Origin of the sequence: Cellulomonas sp. KRMCY2 (genome assembly GCF_000526515.1) — a bacterium.
Lineage (GTDB): Bacteria > Actinomycetota > Actinomycetes > Actinomycetales > Cellulomonadaceae > Actinotalea.
Window position 1 is genome coordinate 3,894,591 of the sequence record NZ_JAGF01000001.1, and the last position, 26,676, is coordinate 3,921,266.

At 70.5% G+C, this 26,676-nt stretch carries 19 protein-coding genes; 10 read left to right on the forward strand and 9 right to left on the reverse strand.

Annotated features, from left to right (window positions below; all coding sequences use genetic code 11):
• Positions 1–108: 108 nt before the first annotated feature.
• Positions 109–552, forward strand: coding sequence for a VOC family protein (locus K415_RS0118350; RefSeq protein WP_024288485.1), 444 nt, complete (start codon positions 109–111; stop codon positions 550–552).
• On the opposite strand, the gene K415_RS0118355 is transcribed toward K415_RS0118350, so the two are convergent.
• The 8 genes from K415_RS0118355 to K415_RS0118395 all read right to left on the reverse strand — a co-directional run bounded on the left by K415_RS0118355 (position 527) and on the right by K415_RS0118395 (position 6,235).
• On the reverse strand, positions 527–844 hold the full coding sequence (locus K415_RS0118355) for a MazG nucleotide pyrophosphohydrolase domain-containing protein (protein WP_024288486.1): 318 nt from the start codon (positions 842–844) through the stop codon (positions 527–529). The genes K415_RS0118350 and K415_RS0118355 overlap by 26 nt on opposite strands.
• Positions 845–950: 106 nt before the next feature.
• Complete coding sequence (locus K415_RS0118360; protein WP_024288487.1) at positions 951–1,226, reverse strand: Txe/YoeB family addiction module toxin; 276 nt, start codon at positions 1,224–1,226, stop codon at positions 951–953.
• Between the two features lie 150 nt (positions 1,227–1,376).
• On the reverse strand, positions 1,377–2,327 hold the full coding sequence (locus K415_RS0118365) for a hypothetical protein (RefSeq protein WP_155859522.1): 951 nt from the start codon (positions 2,325–2,327) through the stop codon (positions 1,377–1,379).
• 453 nt (positions 2,328–2,780) lie between these two features.
• Positions 2,781–3,440 carry a response regulator transcription factor gene (locus tag K415_RS0118375; RefSeq protein ID WP_024288490.1) on the reverse strand — a complete coding sequence of 220 codons (660 nt, stop codon included), beginning with the start codon at positions 3,438–3,440 and terminating at the stop codon, positions 2,781–2,783.
• Positions 3,437–4,618, reverse strand: a complete 1,182-nt coding sequence (locus tag K415_RS23050; protein WP_024288491.1) for a sensor histidine kinase — start codon at positions 4,616–4,618, stop codon at positions 3,437–3,439. The genes K415_RS0118375 and K415_RS23050 overlap by 4 nt, the downstream gene beginning before the upstream one ends.
• A 197-nt stretch (positions 4,619–4,815) precedes the next feature.
• Positions 4,816–5,097 (reverse strand): helix-turn-helix transcriptional regulator, encoded by a 282-nt coding sequence (locus tag K415_RS0118385; protein ID WP_024288492.1) that lies wholly within the window; start codon positions 5,095–5,097, stop codon positions 4,816–4,818.
• Positions 5,094–5,750: a hypothetical protein gene (locus K415_RS0118390; protein ID WP_024288493.1), complete on the reverse strand. Its 657-nt coding sequence runs from the start codon at positions 5,748–5,750 to the stop codon at positions 5,094–5,096. Before K415_RS0118390 ends, K415_RS0118385 begins: the two co-directional genes overlap by 4 nt.
• Before the next feature lie 179 nt (positions 5,751–5,929).
• The gene (locus tag K415_RS0118395; RefSeq protein WP_155859523.1) at positions 5,930–6,235 is read right to left on the reverse strand and encodes a hypothetical protein; all 306 of its coding nucleotides are present in this window, start codon (positions 6,233–6,235) and stop codon (positions 5,930–5,932) included.
• Positions 6,236–6,495: 260 nt separating this feature from the next.
• On the opposite strand from K415_RS0118395, the gene K415_RS22190 reads away from it, so the two are divergent.
• Together K415_RS22190 and K415_RS23055 are read left to right on the forward strand one after the other, a co-directional pair.
• Positions 6,496–7,365, forward strand: coding sequence for a phosphotransferase family protein (locus K415_RS22190; protein ID WP_024288495.1), 870 nt, complete (start codon positions 6,496–6,498; stop codon positions 7,363–7,365).
• On the forward strand, positions 7,329–7,523 hold the full coding sequence (locus K415_RS23055; protein WP_024288496.1) for a hypothetical protein: 195 nt from the start codon (positions 7,329–7,331) through the stop codon (positions 7,521–7,523). The genes K415_RS22190 and K415_RS23055 overlap by 37 nt, the downstream gene beginning before the upstream one ends.
• 195 nt (positions 7,524–7,718) lie before the next feature.
• On the opposite strand, the gene K415_RS0118405 is transcribed toward K415_RS23055, so the two are convergent.
• Complete coding sequence (locus K415_RS0118405; protein ID WP_155859525.1) at positions 7,719–8,315, reverse strand: hypothetical protein; 597 nt, start codon at positions 8,313–8,315, stop codon at positions 7,719–7,721.
• A gap of 285 nt (positions 8,316–8,600) precedes the next feature.
• On the opposite strand from K415_RS0118405, the gene K415_RS22195 reads away from it, so the two are divergent.
• The 7 genes from K415_RS22195 to K415_RS0118440 all read left to right on the forward strand — a co-directional run bounded on the left by K415_RS22195 (position 8,601) and on the right by K415_RS0118440 (position 26,593).
• Positions 8,601–15,443: an SdrD B-like domain-containing protein gene (locus tag K415_RS22195; RefSeq protein ID WP_155859526.1), complete on the forward strand. Its 6,843-nt coding sequence runs from the start codon at positions 8,601–8,603 to the stop codon at positions 15,441–15,443.
• 52 nt (positions 15,444–15,495) lie between these two features.
• Positions 15,496–16,812, forward strand: a complete 1,317-nt coding sequence (locus K415_RS0118415; protein WP_024288499.1) for a multicopper oxidase domain-containing protein — start codon at positions 15,496–15,498, stop codon at positions 16,810–16,812.
• 5 nt (positions 16,813–16,817) lie between these two features.
• The gene (locus tag K415_RS0118420) at positions 16,818–18,149 is read left to right on the forward strand and encodes a multicopper oxidase domain-containing protein (protein ID WP_024288500.1); all 1,332 of its coding nucleotides are present in this window, start codon (positions 16,818–16,820) and stop codon (positions 18,147–18,149) included.
• Between the two features lie 20 nt (positions 18,150–18,169).
• On the forward strand, positions 18,170–21,130 hold the full coding sequence (locus K415_RS0118425) for a multicopper oxidase family protein (RefSeq protein ID WP_197024757.1): 2,961 nt from the start codon (positions 18,170–18,172) through the stop codon (positions 21,128–21,130).
• Positions 21,131–21,195: 65 nt separating this feature from the next.
• Positions 21,196–21,705, forward strand: a complete 510-nt coding sequence (locus K415_RS0118430) for a hypothetical protein (RefSeq protein WP_024288502.1) — start codon at positions 21,196–21,198, stop codon at positions 21,703–21,705.
• Positions 21,702–23,561: a copper resistance protein CopC gene (locus K415_RS0118435; RefSeq protein WP_024288503.1), complete on the forward strand. Its 1,860-nt coding sequence runs from the start codon at positions 21,702–21,704 to the stop codon at positions 23,559–23,561. The genes K415_RS0118430 and K415_RS0118435 overlap by 4 nt, the downstream gene beginning before the upstream one ends.
• Positions 23,558–26,593, forward strand: a complete 3,036-nt coding sequence (locus K415_RS0118440) for a S8 family serine peptidase (protein ID WP_024288504.1) — start codon at positions 23,558–23,560, stop codon at positions 26,591–26,593. The genes K415_RS0118435 and K415_RS0118440 overlap by 4 nt, the downstream gene beginning before the upstream one ends.
• The last annotated feature ends 83 nt before the right edge of the window (positions 26,594–26,676 follow it).

Genomic DNA, 26,676 nt, shown 5'->3' on the forward strand with positions numbered 1-26,676 from the left:
ACGCAGCGTTCGATCCCACACGGCCGGGCCGGCGGTCGCTGACCTTCGGATCACGGGTGAGACGAGCAGGCGAGGAGTCGACGTACTCGGGGCTGCAACGATGGGGCGATGACGTCGAGGGGCACACTTCATCACCTGGAGCTGTGGGTGGCCGATCTTGAGGCGGCCCGGCCGTCGCTCGAGTGGCTCCTGGGGGCACTGGGCTACCGCCTGGCGAACTCGTGGAGCACGGGATGCAGCTGGGCGCGTGGCGCCACCTACATCGTCGTCGAGGCCGGCCCTGACGTGCGGGTCAACCGCTACGACCGCCGCAATCCCGGCCTGAACCACGTGGCGTTCCACGCAGGCAGCAGGGCTGACGTCGACGACCTGGCACGCGAAGCGCAGCGTCATGGGTGGTCCCTGCTCTTCGAAGACCGGCATCCGTACGCGGGAGGCTCGGACCACTACGCCGCCTACCTCGAGGACGGCCTCGGGTTCGAGGTGGAGCTCGTGGCGTCCCCTGTCGAGCCCAAGGTCGCGTCTCTCAAGACTTCTCGAGGTGCTGGGTGAGGTCGCGCATCGTCTCTCTGAACGCTGTCTCGAGGTCGATGTCGTAGACGTCGGCAAGCGTGAGCACCGACCACAGGCAGTCGGCCAGCTCGTGAGCGAGCGCCGCGTCGAGGTCCTCGCGTGGACGGACACCCGCCTTTCCTTGCACGAGTTTGGCGAGATCGCCGACATCTCCGAGGAAGCCGAGCATGATCTCCTCGGAGGTCCAGGGTCGCCCATACAGACGGTCCTCAACCTGCGCGTATTTGGCACGCACGTCGCGCGCTATGGCCCGCATCTCGTGAAACTCCATGCGTCCATGATCGCTCACGGTGCGCCTGAGGGGCGAATTCGGGCTTCTCCTCATGTCGGCGGCAGCCATGCCAGGACCGCGGCCAGGATCGCTCAGGCAGGTCTCGTCAGGCTTCGCAGTGGTAGCGGCAGGCGGCGATGCGGATCTCGTCGTCGATAACCATGTAGACGAGCCGGTGCTCGTCGGTGATTCGTCGGGACCAATAGCCGTGCAGGCCGCGCTTGAGTGCCTCCGGCTTGCCGATGCCCTCGTGGTGGCTGCCGGACGCTGTGGCGCGGGCCATGTCGCGGAGCAGTTCGTTGATCCGCTTGGCGATCCGCCGGTCCTGGGTCTGCCACCAGACGTCGTCGGACCAGGCGTCCTGGTCCCACACGTACCTCATTCGACGAGCTGGTGCGCCTGCCCGCCGCCGCCTCGAGCCGCTCGATCGAGGCGACGCAACACCATTGGGACGAACGGCTGGCCCGGCTGGTGCCCGTGTCGAGACCGCTGTCCGTGGAGACGGCTCGCGACCACGCCCGACCGATGCGGCTCAGTCCATGCAGACCGTCGTCACGCGCGCCATGCCGACGACCTGGTCACCGAACGCCGCGGCGTACTTCTGCGCGAAGAGCTCGGCATCCGTCTGGGTGTCGAAGTAGCTGGCGATGGCCATCGCGCCGTCACCGAGCCCGAGCGATTCCGTGGCACCGAGGTCGCACCCCAGCTCCCCGCCACCTGCCGGGTAGCCCAGCGCGCCCAGACGCCGGTCGCCCTCCAGCCACCGCGGGTCAGCCGTGGAGGCGCCGGCCTCCAGCACGACGGTGTAGACACCCCACGTCTCGCCGCCGTGGTGGAGGTCGGTCGCGCTGGGCGGCCAGCCCTCCGGGGCACTGTCGCCAGGTGGCGGCGTCGCCGGCTCGCCGATCACGGCAACCGGGGCGAACACCGGGTACGCCTCGCCGTCCGCCGTCGTGACCTCGAGGGTCGCGAGCAGCCAGTACTCGCCGGCGGGGACGGGCGTGTCGAGTGTGCCGCTGCCGCCCGTGAGCGGGTTCGCCTCGCACGACACCAGTCGCGTCTCGGCCGGGACGTCGAGCGCCGCCGCGTCCGTGACGGTCCCGTGGACCTCCTGCGTGATCTGCGCGGACTCGACCCCAACGACCGTCCACCGCATGTCCTCGCCGAGCACACCAGCGGTCACCTCGGTGACGCGGGCGTCGACGACCCCGTCCTGGCCGGTGCTGCTCACGAGGTGCGCCGACACGCTGATGGGGGCGGCCGGGTCCGTGGACACCCGTTCCCCGCGCCACTCCAGGTCGAAGCCGCCGGCCTCGCCCGTGTGCGTCGAGAAGTCGTCCTCGGTCACGGTGCTGCCGCACCAGTCCCAGCGCGGCTCCCAGCCGGACCCGGCCGTGGTCTCGGTCGGTGTCGGGACGGCCGGCGTCACCTCGTCCCGGTCCAGCCCTACGGCGGTGGACACGGCGACGGCGATCGCAGCCACCGCGGCCACCCCGGCGACGCCCACGCTCGCGGCCCCGCGTCCTGCACGAGATCCTGCGCGGCAGCGGTGTCGCCGGTGAGCAGGAAGGCGTAGGTGGTCAGGTGGCGACCGCGTTCACGAACCAGGGTGCTCAGTACCTGGTTCTCCCGGTGGTCGACCATGGTGTCCTCTCCTGGTCCGGCCGGGATCGACCCGGGGCTCACACCTCGTAGACGGGCGGGCGAGGCGGAAGGTTGCAGCGGCCGTCGGACGGATCATCCCGCGCCACTGCGACTGGCATCGGCACCGCCTCGGCCTGAGCATTGTGCGCGGCGTGCGGAGCCAGAGCGTCCTGCGGGATGACGTCGACCCGCTCCCCCAACAACGCCGAGAGCTCGTCCTGGAGCGCCGCAAAAGGGGAACGAGCCGCGGGTGCGGACGTCAAGGTCGACCGGCTGCGCGTCGGACCGGCGGTCAGGGGCCGACCGGCTCCTGCATCAGACCGGCCTCGTAGGCGGTGATGACCAGCTGGACCCGGTCCCGGCAGTCGAGCTTGCGCAGCACCTCGGAGACGTGGGACTTGACGGTCTGTTCGCCGATGTGAAGATCCATGCCGATCTCCGCGTTCGAGCGCCCGCGCGACACCGCCAAGAGCACCTCACGTTCGCGCGGGGTCAGGGTGTCGAGTCCCGGCGTGGGCTCGGCTGTGCCCGCGCGAGCGGCGAAGTCCTGGACGAGGCGTCTGGTCACCTGTGGCCCGAGGAGCATCGAGCCCGAGGCGACCAGCCGCACGGCCTCGACAAGGCGTTCCGCCGGCGTGTCCTTGAGAAGGAATCCGCTGGCGCCGGCCCGGAGCGCCTCGTACACGTACTCATCCAGGTCGTAGGTGGTCAGGACCAGCACTCGCGTGGCCGGGTGGGAGGCGCCGATGCGCCTCGTCGCGGCGATCCCGTCGAGCCGCGGCATGCGGACGTCGACCACCGCGACGTCCGGCGCATGCTCGGCGACGAGGTCGAGGAGCGCCTCCCCGTCGTATGCGACTCCGACGACCTGCAGGTCCTCGGCCGATCTGAGGATGGCACTGAAGCCCTGCACGACGACGGGTTGGTCGTCGGCGATCACAACGGTCGTCACGGGGTCCCCATGGGCAGCGCCACCACGAGCACGAACGTATCGTCCTCGAGCTCGGCGCTCACGGTGCCCCCCAGTGCCTCGACCCGCTCACGCATCCCGAGCAGGCCACTACCGGGCTCACCCTGGCCTCCTGGACCCGGCACGGGATTGGTCATCCGGAAGCCGACCACCTCCGCCTTCTGTCGCAAGGTGAGGGTCACGATCGAGCCAGGGGCGTGTCGGCGGGCATTGGTCAGGCCCTCTTGAACCGCGCGGTACACCACATAGCCCTGCGCCGCCGGGACCACGGCCCAACCCCCGCGGAGCTCCACACCCTGCCCGGCAGCCACGACTTCCGCGACCAGTGCCACGACGTCGGCCGCGCCCTTCTGAGGAGCCAACGTCATCTCCTGGGTCCGTTGGAGGACGGTCAGCACCTGACGGAGCTCACCGAGTGCGCTGCGAGCGTCGACGGCGATCTCGCGCAACACCTCCTTGGCCTCGACGCTCAGGTCCGGCAGCGCATAGGGGGTGCTCTCCGCGCGGACCGCGATCAGCGAGACGTGGTGCGCCACGATGTCGTGCAGGTCGCGGGCCAACCGGGCCCGTTCGCTCGCCGTGGACTCGACCACCAATGCGTGGCTCTCGGTCGCCCGGGCCGCAACGGTGCGGGCGACCGAGCGGAGAGCCACACCGATGGCGGCACTGACCGCTACTGCGGCCGCCGTGTAGGTCGCGTACCCGAGGACGTGCCACCAGCCGGCAGGACCCCCGAGGCTCCCCTGGCCGCTCTGGATCAACCAGGTGAGGTACCCGCCGTTGACGACGGCCACCAGCCCGACCGACAACGCGTAGGGCACGACGGCCTTCCGCGGGTGCTCGACGGCCGCGCACACCGCCACCGCAGCAAGGGCCAGCCACCAGGCCCAGACCGTCGTGCCGAACAGGACGACCGTGACGAACGGCCAGGCGGCGAGGACCGTGCCGAGCCAGGGCCGTCGACGAGCCACCAGGACGGCTACGACGACGCTCACGTTCGCGATCGTGAACAGCGGCACAAACGCGTCCTTCCACCGCGCAGCGGTGCCACGCGCAGCCACGGGCCACTGGATCCACTCCGGCTCAGGAGGTGTGAGCGTCGTCGTGAAGACGGAACCTGCGACGAGGAACGCGAAGCCGATACTCAGGACCCAGGACACGCCACCTACGCTCGGCATGGCCCAGGGCCAGACTGCACGTGGCTTCCACGAACGGCGGAGCAAGCTCGGCAGCGTTCCAACGGTGTCCATGACGTCGATCTTGGACGCACCACCGATCGCCCCACCACCCCCACCCGTGCGTCCCCCTCTCCCTCGCAAGAGGGAGGGGTCCTGACGGGCCCGAGCCTTTGCGCAGATCAGGGACCTGTGCGATCAGCCCGTGGACGGATCGGCTGCCGCGGCTCCGTCACCATGCTCAGGAGCTCACCGGGCTGGCACTCCAGGACCTCGCAGATCGCGGTCAGCGTCGAGAAGCGCACCGCGCGTGCGCGGTCGTTCTTGAGCACCGAGAGGTTTGCGACGGTGATGCCGGTGCGTTGAGCGAGCTCGACCAGGGTCATCTTCCGGTCGTCGAGGAGCGCGGCGAGGTGACACCGCACGCGGTGAGCCGTCGAGTCGGCAGCGGTCGACGAGCTCACACCAGGCCCTCGGTGTCTGCGACGAGCCGGCGTCCGTGCCACGTCGCGAACGCCAGAGTGGCGAGCAGTGCCACGAACCCGAGCGGCCAGTAGTCGGGTCGGAGCACCGGCTCCCAGCCACCGGCCTCCGCCGGAACACTCCGGACCACGATGCTCGCGGCGATGACGGGGAGGACGGACGCGGCCGCCCAGCCGAGGAAGATCGCACCCGCAGCAAGGGCGAGACGGGGTGGATTGCCCTGAGCGAACGGTTCCCGGCACGCCGTGCTCCTCAGGACGGGCACGAGCAGAAGCACCGCGACGCCGGCGGCGATCGCGGACGCCGCGACGTCGGCCTGGGCGAGGACGCGTGTCGGAGCGGAGACGTTCTCGTAGACCGACAGCATCAGGGTGCCTTGCCTGGTGAGGTACACGGGCGCCCGGCCGGGCATGCCCGTACCGTGGACGACGGCGGACGCGGCGTCCGACATGGCCTCCGGGTCTGCGCTGACGACCGGAACGGTCGCAGCAGACCCCGACGTTCCGGCGCCGGCAGCAATGGCGACGACGATGCCGGCGAGGATGCCCAAGAGCCCCACCACGGTGGCGATGCCCACGACGACAGCAGCTCCCTTGCGCGGCGTACGGACCGCGCTGCCCACCTGCAACCCCATGGCTGACCCCATCTCGATAGTCGATACGAACCCTGGAGACGTATCGACATTCGATGCGCCAACTTGAGCACCCGGCAGCGGGGAGTTCGGGCAAACGACGGATCACCGCGGACGGCGGATCGCGCCGTCGAGTGCGTCGAGCAGGCCGTCACGGCGGCTGTGCGGCATGCGGCATGCGGTCAGTAGGTGACTGTGCCGTCTTCCTTCACCCTGATGAGCGTGTCTCCGCACACTGGTTCGTCGGAGGTGCCCAGCACTGCTCCGGTCGCCGTGTCGGTGACGACGAAGCCGTCGCCTTCGCACACGCCGTCCCCCTTGATCGGCTTGCCGTCCGCGCCCCACACCGCGCGTCCCTCCGAGGCAGGGAACTCCTTGGGTTCTACGTCGACGCCGGTGAGCGTCAGGGTCACCGGCGCGTTCCGGGAGTTGACCAACATGGCCTGCGGCGGGACCCGATCGTAGATGCACCCGGTCAGGGTGGTCACGGACACCACCGCGAGCAGGGCCAGTGCGCTGAACCTCCGTGGAACGGTGGAATGGGTCATACGTGCGCTCCCCCTCGTTGCCCGGCACTTCCACAGCCAGTGTGCTGACCCGGTGGATCCGGCCGACGCAGGCGCACCGCACGGATGGTGACCCGCAGGTGATGCCTACGCCGACGGCCGAGCCGCGGCAGCTGCGCCGGGCTGGGCCCCGTACTCCGATCCGCCACCGGATGAGAGCGGTCTCCCCTAGCCTGTGGCAGGTGATCGGATCCGACATCCACGCCGGGACGCGGCGTCCCCTCACCGATGCCGAGCTCGCCGCGGTGCTCGGACCCCTCGGGACACCGGTCTCGGCGCGACCGATGAGCGGCGGGCTGTTCGCCTCCGTCCAGGTGGTCCGGCTCGCCGACGGGCGGAGCGTGGTGGTCAAGACGGGGACCCCCGACCTCGGTGACCGACCCCCGCTGCTGACCTACGAGCGAGACCTGCTCCGCAGCGAGGCGGCCCTGCTGCGCACCGCGGCGGGGTTGCCCGGGGTCCCGGTCGCGGAGGTGCTGCTGATGGACACCGACCGGCGCCACGTCGAGGTCGACGTGATGGTCTCCGAGCTCCTGCCGGGCGAGGGGTGGTCCGTCGTTCACGACACGATGAGCCCGTCGGCGACGGCCCGCGCGGTCCGCGACGTCGGCACGGTGATGGCCGGCCTTCACCAGGTCGTCGGCGAGCGGTTCGGGTACCCGGCGGCCGACTTCGCACTCGGGGGCGCGACGTGGCCCGAGGCCTTCGGCGCGATGATGGCCGCCCTGCTGGACGACGCCGAGGTGTGGGGCGTCGAGGTCGATGCGCCGCTCGTGCGTGCGGCCGTCGAGCGTGCTGAACCGGCGCTCGCCGAGATCACCGCGCCCCACCTGCTGCACATGGACCTGTGGCCGGGCAACGTGCTGGTCGACCGGCTGACCGGGGCGGTGACCGGCATCGTCGATCCGAGCGGGGCCTGTACGGCGACCCGCTGCTCGAGATGGTCGGAGCCGACGGGCTGCGGATCGAGCCCCTGGACCCCGCAGTCGTCGCGGCCTACCTGGACGCGGGGGGCGTGCTCCCGCTCGCGGAAGGACCGGAACAGTCGCTGACGCCTGCTGCCGAGCGGCGACTCACCGTCTACCGGCTCTACCTGACGGTGCTGATGACCGTCGAGGTGGTTCCTCGGAGGTACGACCACCCGGGCCTGGCCGACGAGCTCGCGCGGCTGGTCCACAACCGGGCCGTGCTGCTCGACCGAGCGCCCTGAGCGTCAGCTCGCGACCCCTCACGGGCGCCACGTACGCGGCCACCACACCGAGCACCATGCAGGCGACGACGACAGCCGCAAGCCACACCGCCGTCGTCGGCACCAGTCCGAACACGACGAGCACGAGGGCCAGACCGAGCCCGAAGACAAGGCCCGCGAAGAGCCCCAGGACAGGGCGGCGCCGGACTTTCGTGGTCATGACAGCCCTCCCGCAGCGACCGCGCCGCCGGCCACGACCTTCGTGCCCGCGAGCACGGCAACGCCCATCAGCAGCCCGATGACGCCGAGGCCGGCGCCGACGAAGAGGATCGGCGACGAGGTCGGTGAGCCCGTCCCGGTGATCCACCCGCTCGCGTCGCACGAGCCGCCGGTACCGATGATCGTGCCGGACACCGGGATCACCATGTCGCCCTGCAGCGCCCAGGTCACGGGCCCCGGAAGGTCCGCGAGGCTCTGGGTGCCGTCACGGGTCGTCTCGCCGTCCGTGTTGACGAACGAGCCGCTCCGGAAGGGGACACCGGCCACGGCCACGGACCACGTCCCGTCGGTGATGAGGGAGTCCGTGCCACCCGCCCAGAGCACGGTGCCGGCAGGGTCGATCGGGAGCGGGTCGGCCTGCGTCCCGCCCTCGCCCGGCGCGGTGGCCGTGCCGATGGTGGCACCGGACGCGTCCGTCGACGTGAAGGAGCCGGAGCACCCGTCGGCCTCGGCGGCCGACGCCGCGGCCGGGAAGGCGACCACGGCCGCCACCACCGACCCCACGAGAACCAGAAGACGTGCGCGGCGTGTCATCGCTGCCTCCCAGGCCGAGCGTCTGCCGACGTGTGCCCCGTGCTCAGGACGCCACTCGCGCCGGTGCCCGCGTGCTCCGGATTTGCCGTGCGGTGTTTGTGCCGGTTTGTCCGCGGTGCGCCGACTCAGGCCGGCGGTCCGCTGCCGGACCGGTCGGAACTGCGCGCCGCCTCGATGACCGGATCATGACGGCTCCGTGACGGCTCTGCCATAAGCCGCACCTGGCGCCCAAATCCCAGCAACATGATCTTCCTAGCCTCTTGGCTCGCCTGAAGGGTGCAGCAGATGCGTGGACTGTGGGGCGCGACAGCGACAGCGAGTACCTCCTGGACCTCCGGGATGGCTGCGGTCAGGGGGTGGGCGAACCGACTCCGGACGCGTCCGCCCGCCGGGTCACCGGGTCTGCCGGCCGTGCTCGCCCCGCTCACACCCCTGACGGTGGACGCGGACGGCCGTACCGCAGTGACGCGCTCGGGGTGGCGGACGACCGTCTCCGGCGCCCTCGCGCTGGCCCTGTCGATCGCGATGCTCGGTGCCCTGCCGGCCCTCCCGGCCCACGCCCAGACCACGAGCACGCTGACGCTCCAGGTGATCAGCGCGCGGACCGAACCCCGCGCCTTCGCGGGCACCGGCGTCGTCATCGGCGACCCGGTCGACACCTTCGAGTACATCATCAACATTGACACCACAGGCACCACCGACCAACGGAGCCCCGAGCCCGGCACGGGCTGCTCCGCCGACGACCCTGGCTACCCCGGGTCATGCCTGTGGCCCTCGATCACCGAGGACCAACACGCCAGCCCCATCTACGCCCAGGGCAACCAGCTCGACCTCACCGGGGGGAACGGCCTCACCCTGCCCGACGGCCGATACCTCATCTCCGTCGTCGCCGACGGCTACAAGATCGACGGCGCGCACTTCACCGTGCCGCTGCCCGACCCGGGTCTGGTCACGGTCGAGCTCCAGCCGAACCCGCTGCCCGACTCCACGCTGCGCGCCCAGGTCTTCTCCGACACCGCGTTCACCAACGGTACGATCGACCAGGGTGAACCCGGCCTGCCCGGCTTCGTCGGCCACATCAACGACACCCTCGGCGAGATCAGCACGGACGTCTACGGCAACCCGCTGTGCAGCACCTACGTCGGCGAGGACCCGGTCACGCACGAGATCCCGTTCGCCAGCCTCGACGCCGAGATGCTCCCGGTCGTCGACGTGTCCGGCGGCAACTGCGTCAGCGACGCCGACGGGCTCCTGACCATCCCCCACCTGGGCAGCAACCGGTACACGCTGACCGCCACGCCCCCGGACGGACAGACGTGGATCCAGACGACGACGCTCGAGGGCAACCACGACTGGGACACCTGGCTGATGGAAGGGAGCACGGGCTACGACACCGAGTTCGCGGTCGCCGGTGAGCCCGTCCCGGCGCCGATCTTCGGCTTCGTCCCCCCCATCCATGACGGACAGCGCCTGGATCCCTCACCCGCCGTCACCGGCCAGATCAAGGGCGTCATCGTCGCGGTCAAGCAGTACACCCCGCCACGCGGCGGCGACGTGAACTTCTGGCTGGGCATGACGGGGAGCAAGCTGGACAAGCCGATCGTGCAGCCGTGGATCGCCCTGGCCGACCTCCAGGCCGGCGACACCGCGGTGTGGGTGGGTCGTGGGGACGCGAACGGCGCGTTCGACATCTCCGGCGTGCCGGACGGCAACTACACCCTGACCTGGTGGGACGAGCCGCAGGACTACTTCCTCAACCTCATCGACGTCACCGTGTCCGGCGGCGAGATGGTCGACATGGGCCTCCTGCCGCTCAACGGATGGTGGACGTCCTACGACGGCTACGTCTTCAACGACACGAACCGGAACGGCGTGAAAGACCCGGGCGAGGCCGGCGTCCCGAACTTCGGCCTCACCCTGCGCCGCAGGGAGAACTCGCTGATGGATCGCGGCCAGGTCGCGGTCACCACCGACAGCACCGGCTACTACGCGTTCACGTCGGCCTACCCGCTCGGCGAGTGGAACGTGATGGAGGCCTACAGCGACTCCTTCTACACGACCGGGATCACATATCAGGCCGACAACCAGCCGACGCGGACCACGGTGAAGGGCGCTGGTGTCGACGTCAGCGTGCTCCCGATCATCGGCCTCGGTGGTCGGCTCGACTGGGGCGTGCACGCGTACGACCCGACCGGCGCCAACGGGATCGACCCGCGCAACGGCGGAATCGTCGGCTCGGTCAGCTACGACACGACGCGCAACGAGCTCGACCCGCAGTACGCGGCGTCCGAGGACTGGCAACCAGGTGTCTCGGACCTCCCCGTCGAGCTGCACGCGACTGTGCCGTGCGGCACCACGACGGCACCCTGCGACGCCGACGGCCGCCTCGAGCTCGCCCCCGACGGCTCCTACGCCAAGGGCGCGCTGCTCAACACCTACGTGTCCGAGCACTGGACCCGCCCGACGGGCTGTGTCGCCCGCGACGTCGACGGAGTCGCGCTCGTGCACGGCGTCGACGAGAACGTGCTGGCACCCGATCAGGCCACGGCCGGTGAGTGCCTCTCGGCCTTCCTGCAGAGCGTGCAGTTCGGACCGGCGCCGACCGATCAGGGCACCCCGGACGCCAACTTCGGCGTGGCGGTCGACGGCAACTACGGCTTCGGCGACGGCTGCTTCGACGGCACGCTCGACCCGACCGACCCGTCCGCGCCGGAGTGCGTCGGCGGTGCGTTCTCCCCGCTCGGGGCCGGCGACTACCTGGTGACCGTCGCGATCCCGGACGACGCCAACGGCAACCCGATGTACCAGGTCACCCGCGAGGAGGACATCAACATCGGCAACGGCGACCAGATCGTGCCGCAGGTCCCGCCGCCGGCGTGTGCCGGTCCGTTGCACACCGTTGACCTCGAGGGCGACGGCACCGACAGCTACGCGCCCGTCGTCGGCGACGGCGGCGCGACCAACGACCTGCCGGTCGGCGTGACCGTCCCGGCGTCGACACCCGTCGCGAACGGCACCTTCCTCGACATCGGCGGATCGCCCTTCGAGGGCACTGCGCAGCCGCTCTGCGACACCAAGCTCGTGCGGGTGAACAACGGCAAGTCGGTCGTGCCGATGTTCAACATCTTCACCCACGTGCCGATCCCGACACGTCTGCGCGGACTGATCGTGGACGACATCAACTTCTCCACCGACCCGCGCTCGACGCTCTACGGCGAGAAGCAGGGTGTCCCGTTCGCACCCGTCGGCATCTACGACTTCACCAACCGCCTCGTGCAGACGGTCGAGTCCGACTTCAACGGCATGTACGACGTGCTCCTGCCGTCGACCAACCACATCAGCTGCCCGACGCCCTCCGGCGTCTGCGCCAACATGTACCGGTTCGTCGGCAACGACCCGGGGATACCCGGGCGGCTCAACCCGAACTTCAACCCCCGGTACCGCACGATCTCGACCGAGTTCGAAGCCCTCCCCGGCCTCATCATCCCCACCGACCTCGCTCCGACCCAGGTCGGCGTGACCATCGCCTCCCCGACGACGGGCATCACGAACGCCATCGCCTGCTACGTCGACCAGGCCGCACCTCAGCTGTTCGCCGTCTCCCAGCCGTACGTGAACGGGAGTGGATCGTTCACCGTCGCCGGCCTCGGCTTCGGCCCGACCCAGGGCACCGGGAACGTCACCCTCGACGGCACAGCCCTGCCCACCACCGCATGGAGCGACGCGACGATCACCGTGACGGTCCCGCCCGGCACCCCGGTCGGTCCGCACCAGCTCCGGATCACGGCCGCGAACGGAATGGCCACGGTCAACGGCCTCACGTTCCACGTGCTCGGCACCGGGTATGCGCCCACCGTGCGCGAGGTCGGTCCCGGCAGGACGTTCGCGACGATCCAGGCCGCGCTCGACGCCGCATTCACCGCCGCCGAGAACGACCTCGTCGTCGTCTACCCGGGTACCCCCGACCTGGTCAACCCGCGGAACAACCCGCGCGGTGCCTACTACGAGAACCTCATCGTCGCCTCGCCCGTCAAGCTCCAGGGCGTCGGCCCCGGCGGCTTCCAGGGGACCACGTTCGTCCCCGGTTCGATCATCGACGCGAGCGCCTTCGGTGGTGACACCGCCCTGGCCGCCGACTGGTACACGAAGATCGGCACCCTGACCTGGGACGGCAACCAGACCGTCAACGACGGTGCGGGGATCTACGTCCTCGCCTCGGAGAACGCGACGACGGACGCCGGCCGGGCACGTCAGTTCACCAGCGCCTACCCGGCCGCCATCGACGGCTTCGACATCCGCGGAGGTGTCGAGCAGGGCTTCCCCGGGAACATCAACGACCTCACCGGCGCCCCGACCGGCCTGCCGCCGAACATCACCACGCAAGGCGGCGCGATCTTCGCCAACGCGTACGTCCGTCACCTGCGGATCACCAACAACGTCGTGCAGAACAACGGCAGCGGCTACGGGACGATCCGCATCGGCACCCCCGACCTGGCCTCGCCGGACACGAACCAGCACAACGAGAGCGTCCGGATCACCGACAACCGCATCATCGCCAACGCGGGCACGAACCTCGCCGGCGGGATCGGGATCTACGCCGGCTCGGACGGCTACGAGGTCGCCCGCAACGACATCTGCGGCAACTTCTCGGTCGAGTACGGCGGCGGTCTGAGCGTCTACGGTCTGAGCCCGAACGGCGCGATCCACCACAACCGCATCTACCTCAACCAGTCCAACGACGAGGGCGGCGGCATCATGATCGCGGGTGAGCTGCCTGCGACACCTGGTGCCCTCTCGCCCGGCTCCGGCCCGGTGGACATCTACGCCAACCAGATCCAGTCCAACCTGGCCAACGACGACGGCGGCGGGCTGCGCTTCCTGATGGCCGGCAACTTCCCGATGAACGTCTACAACAACATGATCGTCGACAACGTCTCGACCCACGAGGGCGGCGGCATCGGCCTCAACGACGCGCCGGACGTGCGGGTGTTCAACAACACGATCATGAAGAACCTGACGACGGCCACGGCGCTGACCTCCAACGGCCAGCCGGCACCTGCCGGGCTGTCGACGTCGGTGAACAGCGACCAGCTGCAGGCCACGCTGCCGGGCGGATCGGCGCTCTTCAGCAACCCGAGTCTCTTCAACAACATCTTCTGGGACAACCGCGCCGGCACGCGGGCGGGCACCACTGTCACAGGCCTCGGCCTGGTCGGCGATGCGGCCCCGATCGAGCTGTGGGACCTCGGCGTCGCCGGCGGGACCGGGGTGCTCGCACCGACCAGCTCGGTCGTCCAGCAGGACGCCGGGACCCACCCGTACACGACCAGCCCCACCAACAGCTCCGCGGACCCGGCGGTCGTCGCCTCCTACGACGTGTCCGTCTCCTTCGCCACCTGGCGGCAGAACCCCGCCTTCGTCGACGCGACGCTCGTCACCCTCGACGCGCCGCCGAACCTCCTCGGCAACTACCACCTGCCGTCCGGGTCACCCGCGATCAACCTCGGTGCCGCGACGTCCGGCGGAGTCACCGCACCCGCCACCGACATCGACGACCAAGGACGTCCCGCGGGCGGCGGCTTCGACAGCGGCGCCGACGAGTTCGGCGCGGTGGCACCCGCGCCGGCCTCGGACCTGTACGTCTCGACGCTCGGCAGCACCAACCCGCCCGGCGTGACCGGCACCGCCGACGACGCCGACATCTACCGATGGAACGGTTCCGCCTTCAACCGCGCGATCGACCTGACGGCAGCGCCGTACAACGCACCGGCCGTGTCCAACACCGACGGGTTCTCCCGGGTCGACGACACCCACTTCTACGCCTCCTTCAGCGGCCTGACCGCCCTGGCCGGAGTCGGCCTCGTCCAGGACGAGGACGTCGTCTACTTCAACGGCACGGCGTGGTCGATGTGGTTCGACGGCAGCGCGCACGGTGTGGGCGGCGCCATCGACCTCGGCGCGGTGAGCGTCGTCGGCAGCACGCTCTACTTCTCGACGAACAACACCGCCGTGCCGCCAGGTGCGGGTGGCACCGGTGACAACGCGGACGTGTACCGGTGGAACGCCAGTGTCCCCGGCAACTCGTACACCCGGGTCGTGGATGCCAGCCAGCCGCCGTACAGCCTGCCCAACTCCGGCTCCGCCACGGGCTCGACCAACCCCAACGTCGACGGTCTCGTCTTCGTCGACCCGACGCACCTGTACGCGTCGTTCAGCAACCCGACCACGACAGTGCCGGGCCTCGGCGCGGTCCAGGACGAGGACGTCCTGTACTTCAACGGTGCGGCCTGGTCGGTGTTCTTCGACGGCACCGCGCACGGGCTCGGCACGTCCGGGAACCTGGACGTCGACGCGATCTCGTTCACGAGCGGTGCGCTCCCGCCGCCGCCGCTGCCGCCGTTCCAGCCGCTGTACTTCTCGACCGTCGGAGCGGGCACCGTTTCCGGAGTGGCCGGCCCGTTCGAAGGTGCCGACGTCTACTTCGGCACCGGCAGCAGCTACAGCCGACTCTTCGACGCCTCGGCCTCGGGGGTGGCGTTCAGCCCGCTGGTCAACGTCGACGGCTACGACCGGATCGACGACACCCACGCCTTCTTCTCCTTCGCTGACCTCACCCTTCTCTCCGGGCTCGGGTTCGTGCAGGACGAGGACGTCGTCTACTACAACGCCGGCACGTGGTCGCTCTACTTCGACGGGAGCGTCCACGGGATGGCAACGAGCGGCAACCTGGACCTCGATGCGATCAGTGTCGTCGGTGCCGTCAACGGAACCGGTGGAACGCTGTACTTCTCCACCCTGGGCAACACCAACCCACCCGGCACCGGCGGGACCGCGGACGATGCGGACATCTACGCCTGGAACGGCACCGTGTACAGCCGGGTGATCGATGCCAGCGCCGCGCCCTACAGCCTGCCCGGCGGCGCGAACGTCGACGGCTACGTCAGGACCGACGCCACCCATGGGTACTTCTCCTTCAGCTCCGCCAGCACCACGGTGCCCGGACTCGGGGCGGTCCAGGACGAGGACGTCGTCGGCTACAGCGCTGGTACGTGGTCGGTCTACTTCGACGGCACCACCCAGGGCCTCACCGCGGACAACCAGGACCTGGACGCCTTCGATGTCCCGTGACCAGCGACTCCGCCCAGCCACTTCCACGGACGCACTCAAGGGAGACCCCGCCATGAACGAACGGGCAGGACTCGACCGCCGTCAGTTCCTCAAGGTCGCCGGTGGTGTGGTGGCCGTCGCCGGGAGCGTCGCCTGGGCCGGCCGGGTGCTCGAGCCGGTGCCCGCCCTCGCGGCAACGGGTGCACCCGACCTCTACCTGGGCGGCACGGACGGGTGGATGTACCTGCCGCCGACGCCGGCGATCGCACCGTTCCATCCCGACGTCCTCGCGCCGTCCCCCCTGACGACCTACATCTTCGGGTTCCGCAACCTGACCGGGATGGACGACACCCAGAGGGCCAACCAGAAGAACAAGGCACAGCACTCGGCTCCGTTGTTCTGGGTGAACCAGTTCGACCCTGCGCATCCCGTCGACTTCACGGTGGCGGTCACCAACCTCGGCCTCGCACTGCGACCCGACCTGTTCGACGCGCACACGCTGCACTGGCACGGGTTCCGCAACGTGATCCCGTTCTTCGACGGGGAGCCGTCCGGCTCGGTCGCCGTGCGGAGCGGGCGTGAGTTCACCTATGTGTACCGGCCACGCGAACCGGGCACCTACATGTACCACTGCCACGTCGAGGACACCGAGCACGTCCACATGGGCATGACCGGCCTGGTGTTCGTCCGGCCCTTGCAGGACGGGAACACCTCCCACTACCCCAGCGGCAGGTACCTCTACAACGACGGCGACGGCTCGACCGGGTTCGACCGGGAGTTCGCCATGTTCATGTCCGAGGTGTGGGCAGAAGCGCACTGGGCTGACGCGCACATCCAGCTCCCCGAGTGGAGCGACTACCGCGCCGACTTCAGTCTGCTCAACGGCCGGGTCTACCCCGACACCATCGCTCCCAACGGCTCGATCGACCCGTTCGGCCCGGTCCACGACGCCGGCGGCGATCTCGTTCCGGTGCCCGGGTTCGAGCAGCTGAAGTACCAGCCGCACTCGTCGCTCGTGAACTGCAACGCCGGCGAACGCGTGGCCCTGCGGTTCTCCAACCTCGGTTTCCGCGAGCAGGCCATGACCATCGCCGGCATCCGCATGCGGGTGGTCGGCCGGGACGCCACCCTGATGCGCGGACGCGACGGCACCGACACCTCCTACGAGACCGACACGCTCAACATCGGGCCGGGCGAGAGCTACGACGTCGTGTTCACGGCACCGGCCCATCAGGGCCCCGGGGACTACGACACCTACATGCTCTACAACCGCAACTACACCCGGTCGAACAACCGGGCACCGGGCGGGTTCGGCGGCGCGGCCACCGAGATCCGCGTCTACCAGAGCGGTGTGACCGCGCAGGCGTATCCGAACGACTGGGGGGTCTGACCGCCATGACCAGCGACAGCGGAGCCATGAAGATCTGGATGCCCAGGCGCGGCCGGCGCCGTGCGACGACGTTCGCCGCGCTCACGGTCGCCAGCGGCCTCGCGGCCCTGTCCGTCACACCGGCCGCGGCCGACGCACCTCCCCGGATCGGGATCGTCTGCACGACCGGGACGGCCGGCGTCGCGGACCACCCGGTCTTCGACCTGACGACCACGACGGGCTACATCAGCCTGCCCGACGGCAACACCGCCTTCATGTGGGGCTACTCGAGCGGCTTCGACTCGTTCCAGCACCCCGGCCCGGTGCTGTGCGTGAACGAGGGCGACACGGTCACGGTGATCCTGCACAACACGCTGCCCGAGGCCGCCTCGATCGTCTTCCCCGGCCAGGCGGACGTCCTGGCCGACGGCATCCCGGCGCAGCCGCAGCTCAACGGCAGCGGCGTGATCACCTCGCTGACCGACACGGCGCCGGCGAACGGCGGCACGGTCACCTACAGCTTCGTCGCCACCGACCCGGGCACGTACCTGTACGAGTCGGGCACCAACCCCGAGAAGCAGGTGCGGATGGGCCTGTTCGGGGCACTGATCGTGCGGCCGTCGATCGGCGCGGACCACGCGTACAACCGGCCGGACAGCCAGTTCACGCCGTCCGAGGAGTTCATGGTGCTGCTCTCGGAGATCGACCCCTACCAGCACCAGGCGGTCGAGCAGGGCACGAGCTTCAACATGAACAACTACCACCCGCGCTACTGGCTGATCAACGGGCGAGGATTCCCCGACAGCATCGCGGACAACGGCGCCTCGTGGCTCCCGACCCAGCCCTACGGCTCACTCGCCTCGGTGTCCCCGTACGACGCCACCAGCCACCCGTACCCCGGCCTCGCCCGGTACCTCAACGTCGGGACCGAGGACTTCCCCTTCCACCCGCACGGCAACAACGGCCTGGTGATCGGCCGGGACGGGCGGCCGCTCGAGGGCCCGACCGGCCAGGACCTCTCGTTCGAGAAGTTTGCGATCAACCTCGGTCCGGGACAGACGTGGGACGTCCTGTTCAAGTGGTACGACGCGGAAGGGTACGACCCGGTCACGAATCCCGTGCCGGTGACCGTGCCGAGCCTCACGAACCAGGAGGTCGGCGTCTTCTACAGCGGCAGCCCGTACCTGGGATCCACGCAGGCGATGCCCCCCGGCATCCAGACCCTGAACCAGTGCGGTGAGTACTACATCATCTCGCACAACCACGCCCTGTTCCAGCTCACCTCATGGGGCACGAACATGACCGGCCCGATCACGTACATGCGGATCAATCCTCCAACGCCCAACAACTGCGGCTAGCACGAGAGGTGGGCGGAACGATGACTCGAACCAGGACCCGGACCAACATGGCCTCGTCGATCGTGGCCGGCGGAGCGCTGGTGCTGCTGGCGCTCGTGGCGCCGGCCGGACCCGCCGACGCGGCGACCGTACCGTTCGACCTGTACGCGGTCGCCGGGACGACCTCGCTGCCGGCCGGTGGTCAGACTGTGACCGTCTGGGGCTACAGCACGACGGACACGCCCGTGGCCGCACCAGGTGGTCCGACGCTGGTCGTCGATCAGGGCGACACGGTCGAGATCACGCTGCACAACCAGCTGGCGGAGTCCACGGCTCTCCTCTTCCAGGGGCAGGCGATGGTCCCGGACCGAACCGGCGCGGCACCGTCCGGGACGAAGGTCTACACCTTCACCGCTGACCGCCCCGGCACCTACCTCTACGAGGCCGGACTGGTGCCCAACGGTGAGCACCAGGTGGCGATGGGTCTGTACGGTGCCCTCGTCGTCCGCCCGGCGACGGCGGGACAGGCCTACGACGCCGCGACGACCGCGTTCGACGACGAGGCCGTCCTGGTCCTCAGCGAGATCGACCCGGCGCTGAACAACGCCGCCGACCCGGCGAGCTTCGACATGCGCAGGTACGCGCCGCGGTACTTCCTGGTCAACGGGAAGGCCTATCCGAACACCGATGCCATCCCGACGGCAGCCGGCCGCACCGTCCTGCTGCGGTACGTCAACGCCGGCAACCAGTACCACTCCATGGCCGTGCTGGGCGCGCACCAGACCGTGATCGCCCTCGACGGCAACCCACTGACCTTCTCGAGCCGGTACGTCGCCGAGACGTTCGGTCCGGGGCAGACGGCGGACGCACTGGTCACCGCCCCCGCCACGACGGGCGACGCGACGCTGCCCGTCTACGACGGCAGCCTCCTGCTGCACAACAGCACCCTGACCGGCTCCGGCGGCATGCTCACCTTCCTCGCGGTCACGGGCAGTGGCGGAGGAACGGATGGTGCCGGTCCGGTCGCCACCGACGTCGCCTTCGCCGCCGGCACGCTCACGGCCACCCTCGACGAGACCACAACGGGCGGCGCCGTTGTCCAGGCCGCCGAGTACTACCTCGACTCGATGGCCGGGACCGCCACCGCGATGAGTGCAGCCGACGGAGCCTTCGACTCGCCGAGCGAGGACGTCACGCTCGCCGTGACCGCCCCCTCGGGGAACCACATCCTCTACGTGCGCGGCCAGGACGCACTCGGCACCTGGGGCACCGTCAGCTCGGTCCTGTTCGGCGGTGGCGACAGCAGCGGTCCGGCCACGACGTTCCCGACGCTGTCCCCCACACCGACGAACGGCTCGGCGGCCGTGACCCTGCACGCCACCGGGGACGACACCGCCACCGGCGGATCAGCGATCGCGGCAGCCGAGTACTTCGTCGACACCGTCGGCGCCGACGGCTCCGGCACCGCGATGACCGTCAACACGCCCGCACCGACCGCCGACCTGAACGCCACGATCCCTGCGACGACGGTGAACGCGCTCGCCGAGGGCGCCCACACGATCGCGATGCACGCGCAGGATGCCGCAGGCAACTGGGGCCCGACGACCACGATCGGCCTCACGGTCGACAAGACCGGGCCGACAACCGGCGGGCTCTCCGCAGCACCCTCGCCGAACAACGGCACGCTGGGCTACACCACGGCGACCCCGTCGGTACGCATCACTGCCACGACGCTGTCCGACGCTCTCGGCACCATCAGCGCGGCCGAAGCCTTCCTCGACACGGTCGGTGCGAACGGCACGGGGATCCGGTTCAGCGCAGCCGACGGAACCTTCAACAGCGCGACGGAGGCCGGCTACGCCACGATCCCGTTGTCGACGGTGGTGCAGCTCGCCGATGGTGGGCACACGATCTTCGTGCACGCCAGGGATGCGGCGGGCAACTGGGGTCCGGTGGCCTCGGTGACGCTGGTCATCGACAAGGTCCGCCCGGCCCTCGGGGCGCTGTCCGTCACACCGAACCCGACCCAGGGCGCGACCACCGCGACCCTGAGCGCCACGGCCACCGACGCCGCCACGGCGATCACCCGCGCCGAGTGGTTCACCGGCCCCGATCCCGGGATCGGTGCCGCGACCGCGATGACCATCACCGGCACCGGGCCCTACACCGCCACCTCGAACCCGATCGCCGTGGCCGGCTGGGCCGAGGGCACCTACACCCTGACCGTGCGAGCACGCGACGCGGCCGGCAACTGGAGCCCGACCGCCACCACCACCCTGACCGTGACCGCACCCGTGCACCTGTCCACCGTCGGCAACACCAACCCCCCCGGAGCCGGCGGCACCCCCGACGACGCCGACATCTACACCTGGAACGGGGCCACCTACACCCGCCAGTTCGACGCCACGCTGGCCGGGCTCCCCGGCGGCGCGAACATCGACGGCTACGACCGCATCGACGACACCCACTTCTACCTGTCCTTCGCCGCCACCACCACCACCGTCCCGGGCCTGGGAACCGTCCAGGACGAAGACGTCGTCTACTACAACAACGGCACCTGGTCGACCTACTTCGACGGCACCGCCCACGGCCTGACCACCGCCAACCACGACCTCGACGCGATCAGCATCGCCGGGGCCGTCAACGGAACCGGCGGAACCCTGTACTTCTCCACCCTGGGCAACACCAACCCACCCGGCCTCGGCGGGACCGCCGACGACGCCGACACCTACAGCTGGAACGGCACCACCTACACCCGCATCTGGGACGCCACCGCCAACGCCCTACCCGCCGCAGCCAACGTCGACGGCTACGTCCGCATCGACGCCGCCCACTTCTACCTGTCCTTCGCCGCCACCACCACCACCGTCCCGGGCCTAGGAGCCGTCCAAGACGAAGACATCACCTACTACAACAACGGCACCTGGTCGACCTACTTCAACGGCACCGCCCACGGCCTGACCACCGACACCCTCGACATCGACGCCTTCGACACCCCCTGACCACACCCGCCCACCGGTCGGCAGCCCGCGCGCTGCCGACCGGCCGGCAGATCGGGAGCGATCCAGTGAGCACCGACACCCTGCCCCAGGTGGACGCCGAGCTGCCGACGAGGCGATCGCGCGCCCGGCGTCCGCATGCGACAGTGCTCGTCACCGTCCTGCTGCTCCTGGTGGTGGGCGGCGTCACGGCGGTCGCGCTGCGGCCGGCGGACAAGGCAGATGTCCGCGTCGGGACCGCTCTGGTGACCGCCGACGAGATGGCGGCCCGGTACGGGATCGACGTCAACCTCATCGGCGTCACGGCAGCCGGCGGCCTGATCGAGTTCCGCTACCAGGTGGTGGATCCGGACAAGGCGGTCCGGATGATCCACGATCCGGACCTGCTCCCGGTCCTGGTCATCGAGGACACCGACGAGACCCTGGTGATCTCGACCCCGCACCACACGTCCGAGCTCGAGCTCGGCGGGACGTACTTCTTCCTGCTCGCCAACGCCCACAACGCCGTCCACGAGGGCTCCCTGGTCACCCTCGTCATGGGTGACGCGCGTACCGAGCACATCGCGGTGCAGGGATGACCTGGTCCTGGGCGGGGACGCGCACGCGCCGGACGGCGATCCTGCTCGCCACCGTCGTGGTGCTCCTGCTCGGGGCGCCACCTGCGCTGGCGCACGGCGAGCTCGCCCGCTCGGACCCGCCCGACGGCGGCATGGTCGCAGTGGGCCGGACCTCCTTCAGCCTGTGGTTCACCGACGCCGTCGCACCCGGCGCGAGCACCTTCGGGCTGCGGACGATCGACGGCGTCGCGGTGGCGGTCGAGGTGGACGCGTCCGGGGCAGACGAGGGGTTCGTCCGGATCACCGCAGAGCCCCTCGCCGAAGGTACCTACGTGCTCGAATGGACAGTGCTCTCCGTCGATGACGGCCACGCGTCCCGCGGGTCGGTCCTCTTCGGCGCCGGGATACGGCCCGACCTGCCGCTCTCGACCGGGGGCGGCCTACCGAGCGCGCCTGGCCTCGTCCTGCGCTGGCTCGACCTCTCCGCGATCATGCTCGCCATCGGCGCGCTCACGGTCTCCGGCCACACCCTGGGGTCGATGGACGTTGCAGGGAGAGTCCCGCGCCGTAGGGCTCTGCTCATCGGAGCATCCGCAGCCGGTGTCGCCCTCGTGACCGGCGCGATCACGCCCCTGCTGCGCACGTACGGTGCCGGGACCTCCGTCGGCCTCTGGCTCGATGCGACCCGGGTCACGCTGGTCGGCACCGCCTGGGGCCATCTCTGGATGGCTCGGGAGGTCGCACTCCTCGTGGGCGCAGCGGTGCTGTGGTGGCGGGCGACCCACCCCGACGGACCCAGCCGGCGGGTCCTGCTCGCGGCCGGCGGGTGCCTGGTGGCTGCTGCATGGCTGGAGTCGTCGGCCGGCCACTCCTCGACGCTCTCCGCTCGCTCTGCGACGGCCGTCCTCGCCTCCGCGGCCCATCTGGTCGCCGCGGGGGTCTGGGTCGGTGGGCTCATCACGCTCGCCGTGTGCGTGATCCCGGGGATGCGCCGCGAACCGCAAGCCCGCGGACTCGTGCTCGCCTCCGTGCTGCGAGCCTTCAGCCCCATCGCGGCGGTCATGGCGGGCGTCGTGGTCGCCACCGGGCTGTACGAGTCCGGCCGCCACGTGCCCGACCTCCGATCGGTGGCCACCACCGTCTACGGCGGCACCGTGGCCGTCAAGATCGTCCTGGTCGCCGTCGCCCTGACGCTGGCCGGGATGAACACGGCGCTCCTGCACCCCGGGATCGCCGCGACGGTGGGCCGGGCGCTCGGCCGTCCGGCCGGCTGGGCGCCGATCGGCCCGCGCCACTTCCCGACCGTTGTGGCCGCCGAGGTCGCCGTCCTGGTCGTCGCCGTGGGCGGTGCTGCCCTGCTCACCTCCGTCGCGACGGCCAGGGAGGTCGGCCTGGCGACCAGCCGGACCACCGTGCACAGCGCCAACGTCGACGGGCTTCTCATCACGTTCGAGGAGGTGCCCGCCGGACCGGGATCGAGCCGGCTGGTCGTCCGGACCCGCTCGACCGTCCGACCGGAGCCAGGTCCCGTCACGGGGGTGTCGGTGGCCCTCGCCGGCTCCGCCGGGGCAGCCACCAACGTTCCCCTGGAACGGATCGAGGCAGGCCGATACGAAGCCGGGACCGCTGAGCCGGCGCCTGGCGCCTGGACGGCGTCGATCACCGTCGAGCGGGACGGCGTCCCGCCTGCCGTCACCGAGGCGACGTGGACAGTTGTCCCGGCGGTCGCCACCGGTGCCGGGCGCCTCGAGATCGTGACCAGCGCTCTCGCGCTCCTCGTGCTGCTCGCCACGGTGGGCGCCGGCGTCGCCCGCCGCAGCGAACGCCCGGCACCGGCCGCGAACCCGCTCGTGGCTGCAACAAGGAGCCCACGATGAGGAAGATCCTGGCCGTCACAGCCCTGACGGCCCTGCTTCTCGGTGCCCTCAGCCCAGCGGCCTCCGGCCGGACGACGGCGACGGACGGCGACAGCGCCCTGAGCCCGGCGGTCCAGACGATCCTCGCCTCGCTCAGCCCGACCGACATGACCACCGTCGTCGTGACCCTTCGGCCACGAGCCGACCTGTCGGCGGTGCGGAGATCGAACCGCGCTGCCCGCCTCCAGGACACGATCCGCGCGCTGCGAGCCACGGCAGACTCCTCCCAGGCACCGATCCGCGCCCGTCTGCGCACGCAGGCGGCCCTCGGAAGGGTCGCCAGGACCGCTCCCCTGTGGGTCGTCAACGGGATCTCGGTGACCGCCACCGCAGCCGTCATCCGCGAGCTGGCGACGCGCTCGGACGTGGCGAGCATCGCGGCCGACGCGATCACCGTCGTCCCGGCGGCCGGGCCCGCGGAGCCGAACCTCGTCACGGTCGGCGCCCCGGCGGCCTGGGACCTGGGACTGACCGGCCAGGGCGTCGTCGTCGCGACCCTGGACAGCGGCGTCGACCTGTCCCACCCGGACCTCGCGAGCCGATGGCGTGGCGGCACCAACAGCTGGTTCGACCCGTACGGCCAGCACCCCACGACGCCGACGGACCTGTCGGGGCACGGCACGGCCACCACCGGTGTGATCGTCGGCGGTGATGCCGGCGGGACGTCGATCGGCATGGCACCCGGTGCGCAGTGGATCGCGGCCAGGGTCTTCAACGACCAGGGCGGCGCGACTGCGACGGCCGTCCACCAGGCCTTCCAGTGGGTTCTGGACCCGGACAACGACCCGAGCACTGCCGACGCGCCCCAGGTCGTCAACGCATCATGGTCGATCGGTACCGGACCCGGGTGCGACCTGTCGTTCCAGCCCGACGTCCGGGCCCTGCTCGCGGCCGGCATCCTGCCCGTCTTCGCGGCGGGCAACTACGGTTCCGGCGGGTCGACGAGCGCCAGCCCGGCCAACTACCCGGAGTCCCTGGCCGTCGGTGCGCTGAACGGGAACGGGCTCGTCTTCTCCGCCAGCAGCCGCGGCCCCAGCACCTGCGGCGGACGGTCCGGCGTCTTCCCCGACGTCGTCGCTCCCGGGGTCGACATCCGCACCGCTGACCGCTACGGCCTCTACCAGGTCGCCTCCGGGACGTCGATGTCCGCGCCGCACGCGGCGGGAGCACTGACGCTCCTGCTGAGCGCTTTCCCGGGGCTGTCCGTCGAACGGCAACGGACCGCACTCCTGGGGACCGCGACCGACCTCGGACCGTCCGGACCGGACACGGCGTACGGCTACGGCCGGCTCGACGTCCTCGCCGCCTACCAGTGGGTCGTCGCGGGGCCGGATCTCTCCGTGACGGTCGCTCCGGCCGAGGCGAGCGTGACTGCCGGCGACAGCGCGACGTACACCGTGCAGGTCACCCCCGTGAACGGCTTCGGCGCCGATGTCCCGTTGTCGTTGTCCGGCGCCGGCCAGGCCACCTGGTCCTTCACGCCGGCGGTGGTGCCTGGCGGCTCGGGCACGTCCCAGCTGGTGGTCGTGACCACGAGCTCGACAGCTCCCGGCGCCTACCCCCTGACGATCACCGCCAGCAGCGGCGCGACCATCCGGTCTGCCACCGCGACGCTGGCGGTCACCGCGCCCACCGGTGGCGACAGCAGCGGTCCTGCCACGACGTTCCCGACGCTGTCCCCCACCCCGACGAACGGTTCGGCGGCCGTGACCCTGCACGCCACCGGGGACGACACCGCCACCGGCGGATCAGCGATCGCAGCAGCCGAGTACTTCGTCGACACCGTCGGCGCCGACAGCTCCGGCACCGCGATGACCGTCAACACGCCCGCACCGACCGCCGACCTGAACGCCACGATCCCTGCGACGACGGTGAACGCGCTCGCCGAGGGCGCCCACACGATCGCGATGCACGCGCAGGATGCCGCAGGCAACTGGGGCCCGACGACCACGATCGGCCTCACGGTCGACAAGGTCCGCCCGGCCCTCGGGGCGCTGTCCGTCACACCGAACCCGACCCAGGGCGCGACCACCGCGACCCTGAGCGCCACGGCCACCGACGCCGCCACGGCGATCACCCGCGCCGAGTGGTTCACCGGCCCCGATCCCGGGATCGGTGCCGCGACCGCGATGACCATCACCGGCACCGGGCCCTACACCGCCACCTCGAACCCGATCGCCGTGGCCGGCTGGGCCGAGGGCACCTACACCCTGACCGTGCGAGCACGCGACGCGGCCGGCAACTGGAGCCCGACCGCCACCACCACCCTGACCGTGACCGCACCCGTGCACCTGTCCACCGTCGGCAACACCAACCCCCCCGGAGCCGGCGGCACCCCCGACGACGCCGACATCTACACCTGGAACGGGGCCACCTACACCCGCCAGTTCGACGCCACGCTGGCCGGGCTCCCCGGCGGCGCGAACATCGACGGCTACGACCGCATCGACGACACCCACTTCTACCTGTCCTTCGCCGCCACCACCACCACCGTCCCGGGCCTGGGAACCGTCCAGGACGAAGACGTCGTCTACTACAACAACGGCACCTGGTCGACCTACTTCGACGGCACCGCCCACGGCCTGACCACCGCCAACCACGACCTCGACGCGATCAGCATCGCCGGGGCCGTCAACGGAACCGGCGGAACCCTGTACTTCTCCACCCTGGGCAACACCAACCCACCCGGCCTCGGCGGGACCGCCGACGACGCCGACACCTACAGCTGGAACGGCACCACCTACACCCGCATCTGGGACGCCACCGCCAACGCCCTACCCGCCGCAGCCAACGTCGACGGCTACGTCCGCATCGACGCCGCCCACTTCTACCTGTCCTTCGCCGCCACCACCACCACCGTCCCGGGCCTAGGAGCCGTCCAAGACGAAGACATCACCTACTACAACAACGGCACCTGGTCGACCTACTTCAACGGCACCGCCCACGGCCTGACCACCGACACCCTCGACATCGACGCCTTCGACACCCCCTGACCGGGTCGCGCCGACGACTCCCGCGGCCGATCGTGGCCCCGTTCCCTCGAAGCCTGTCCGATTTGCCCTAGTATCTGTCGGTT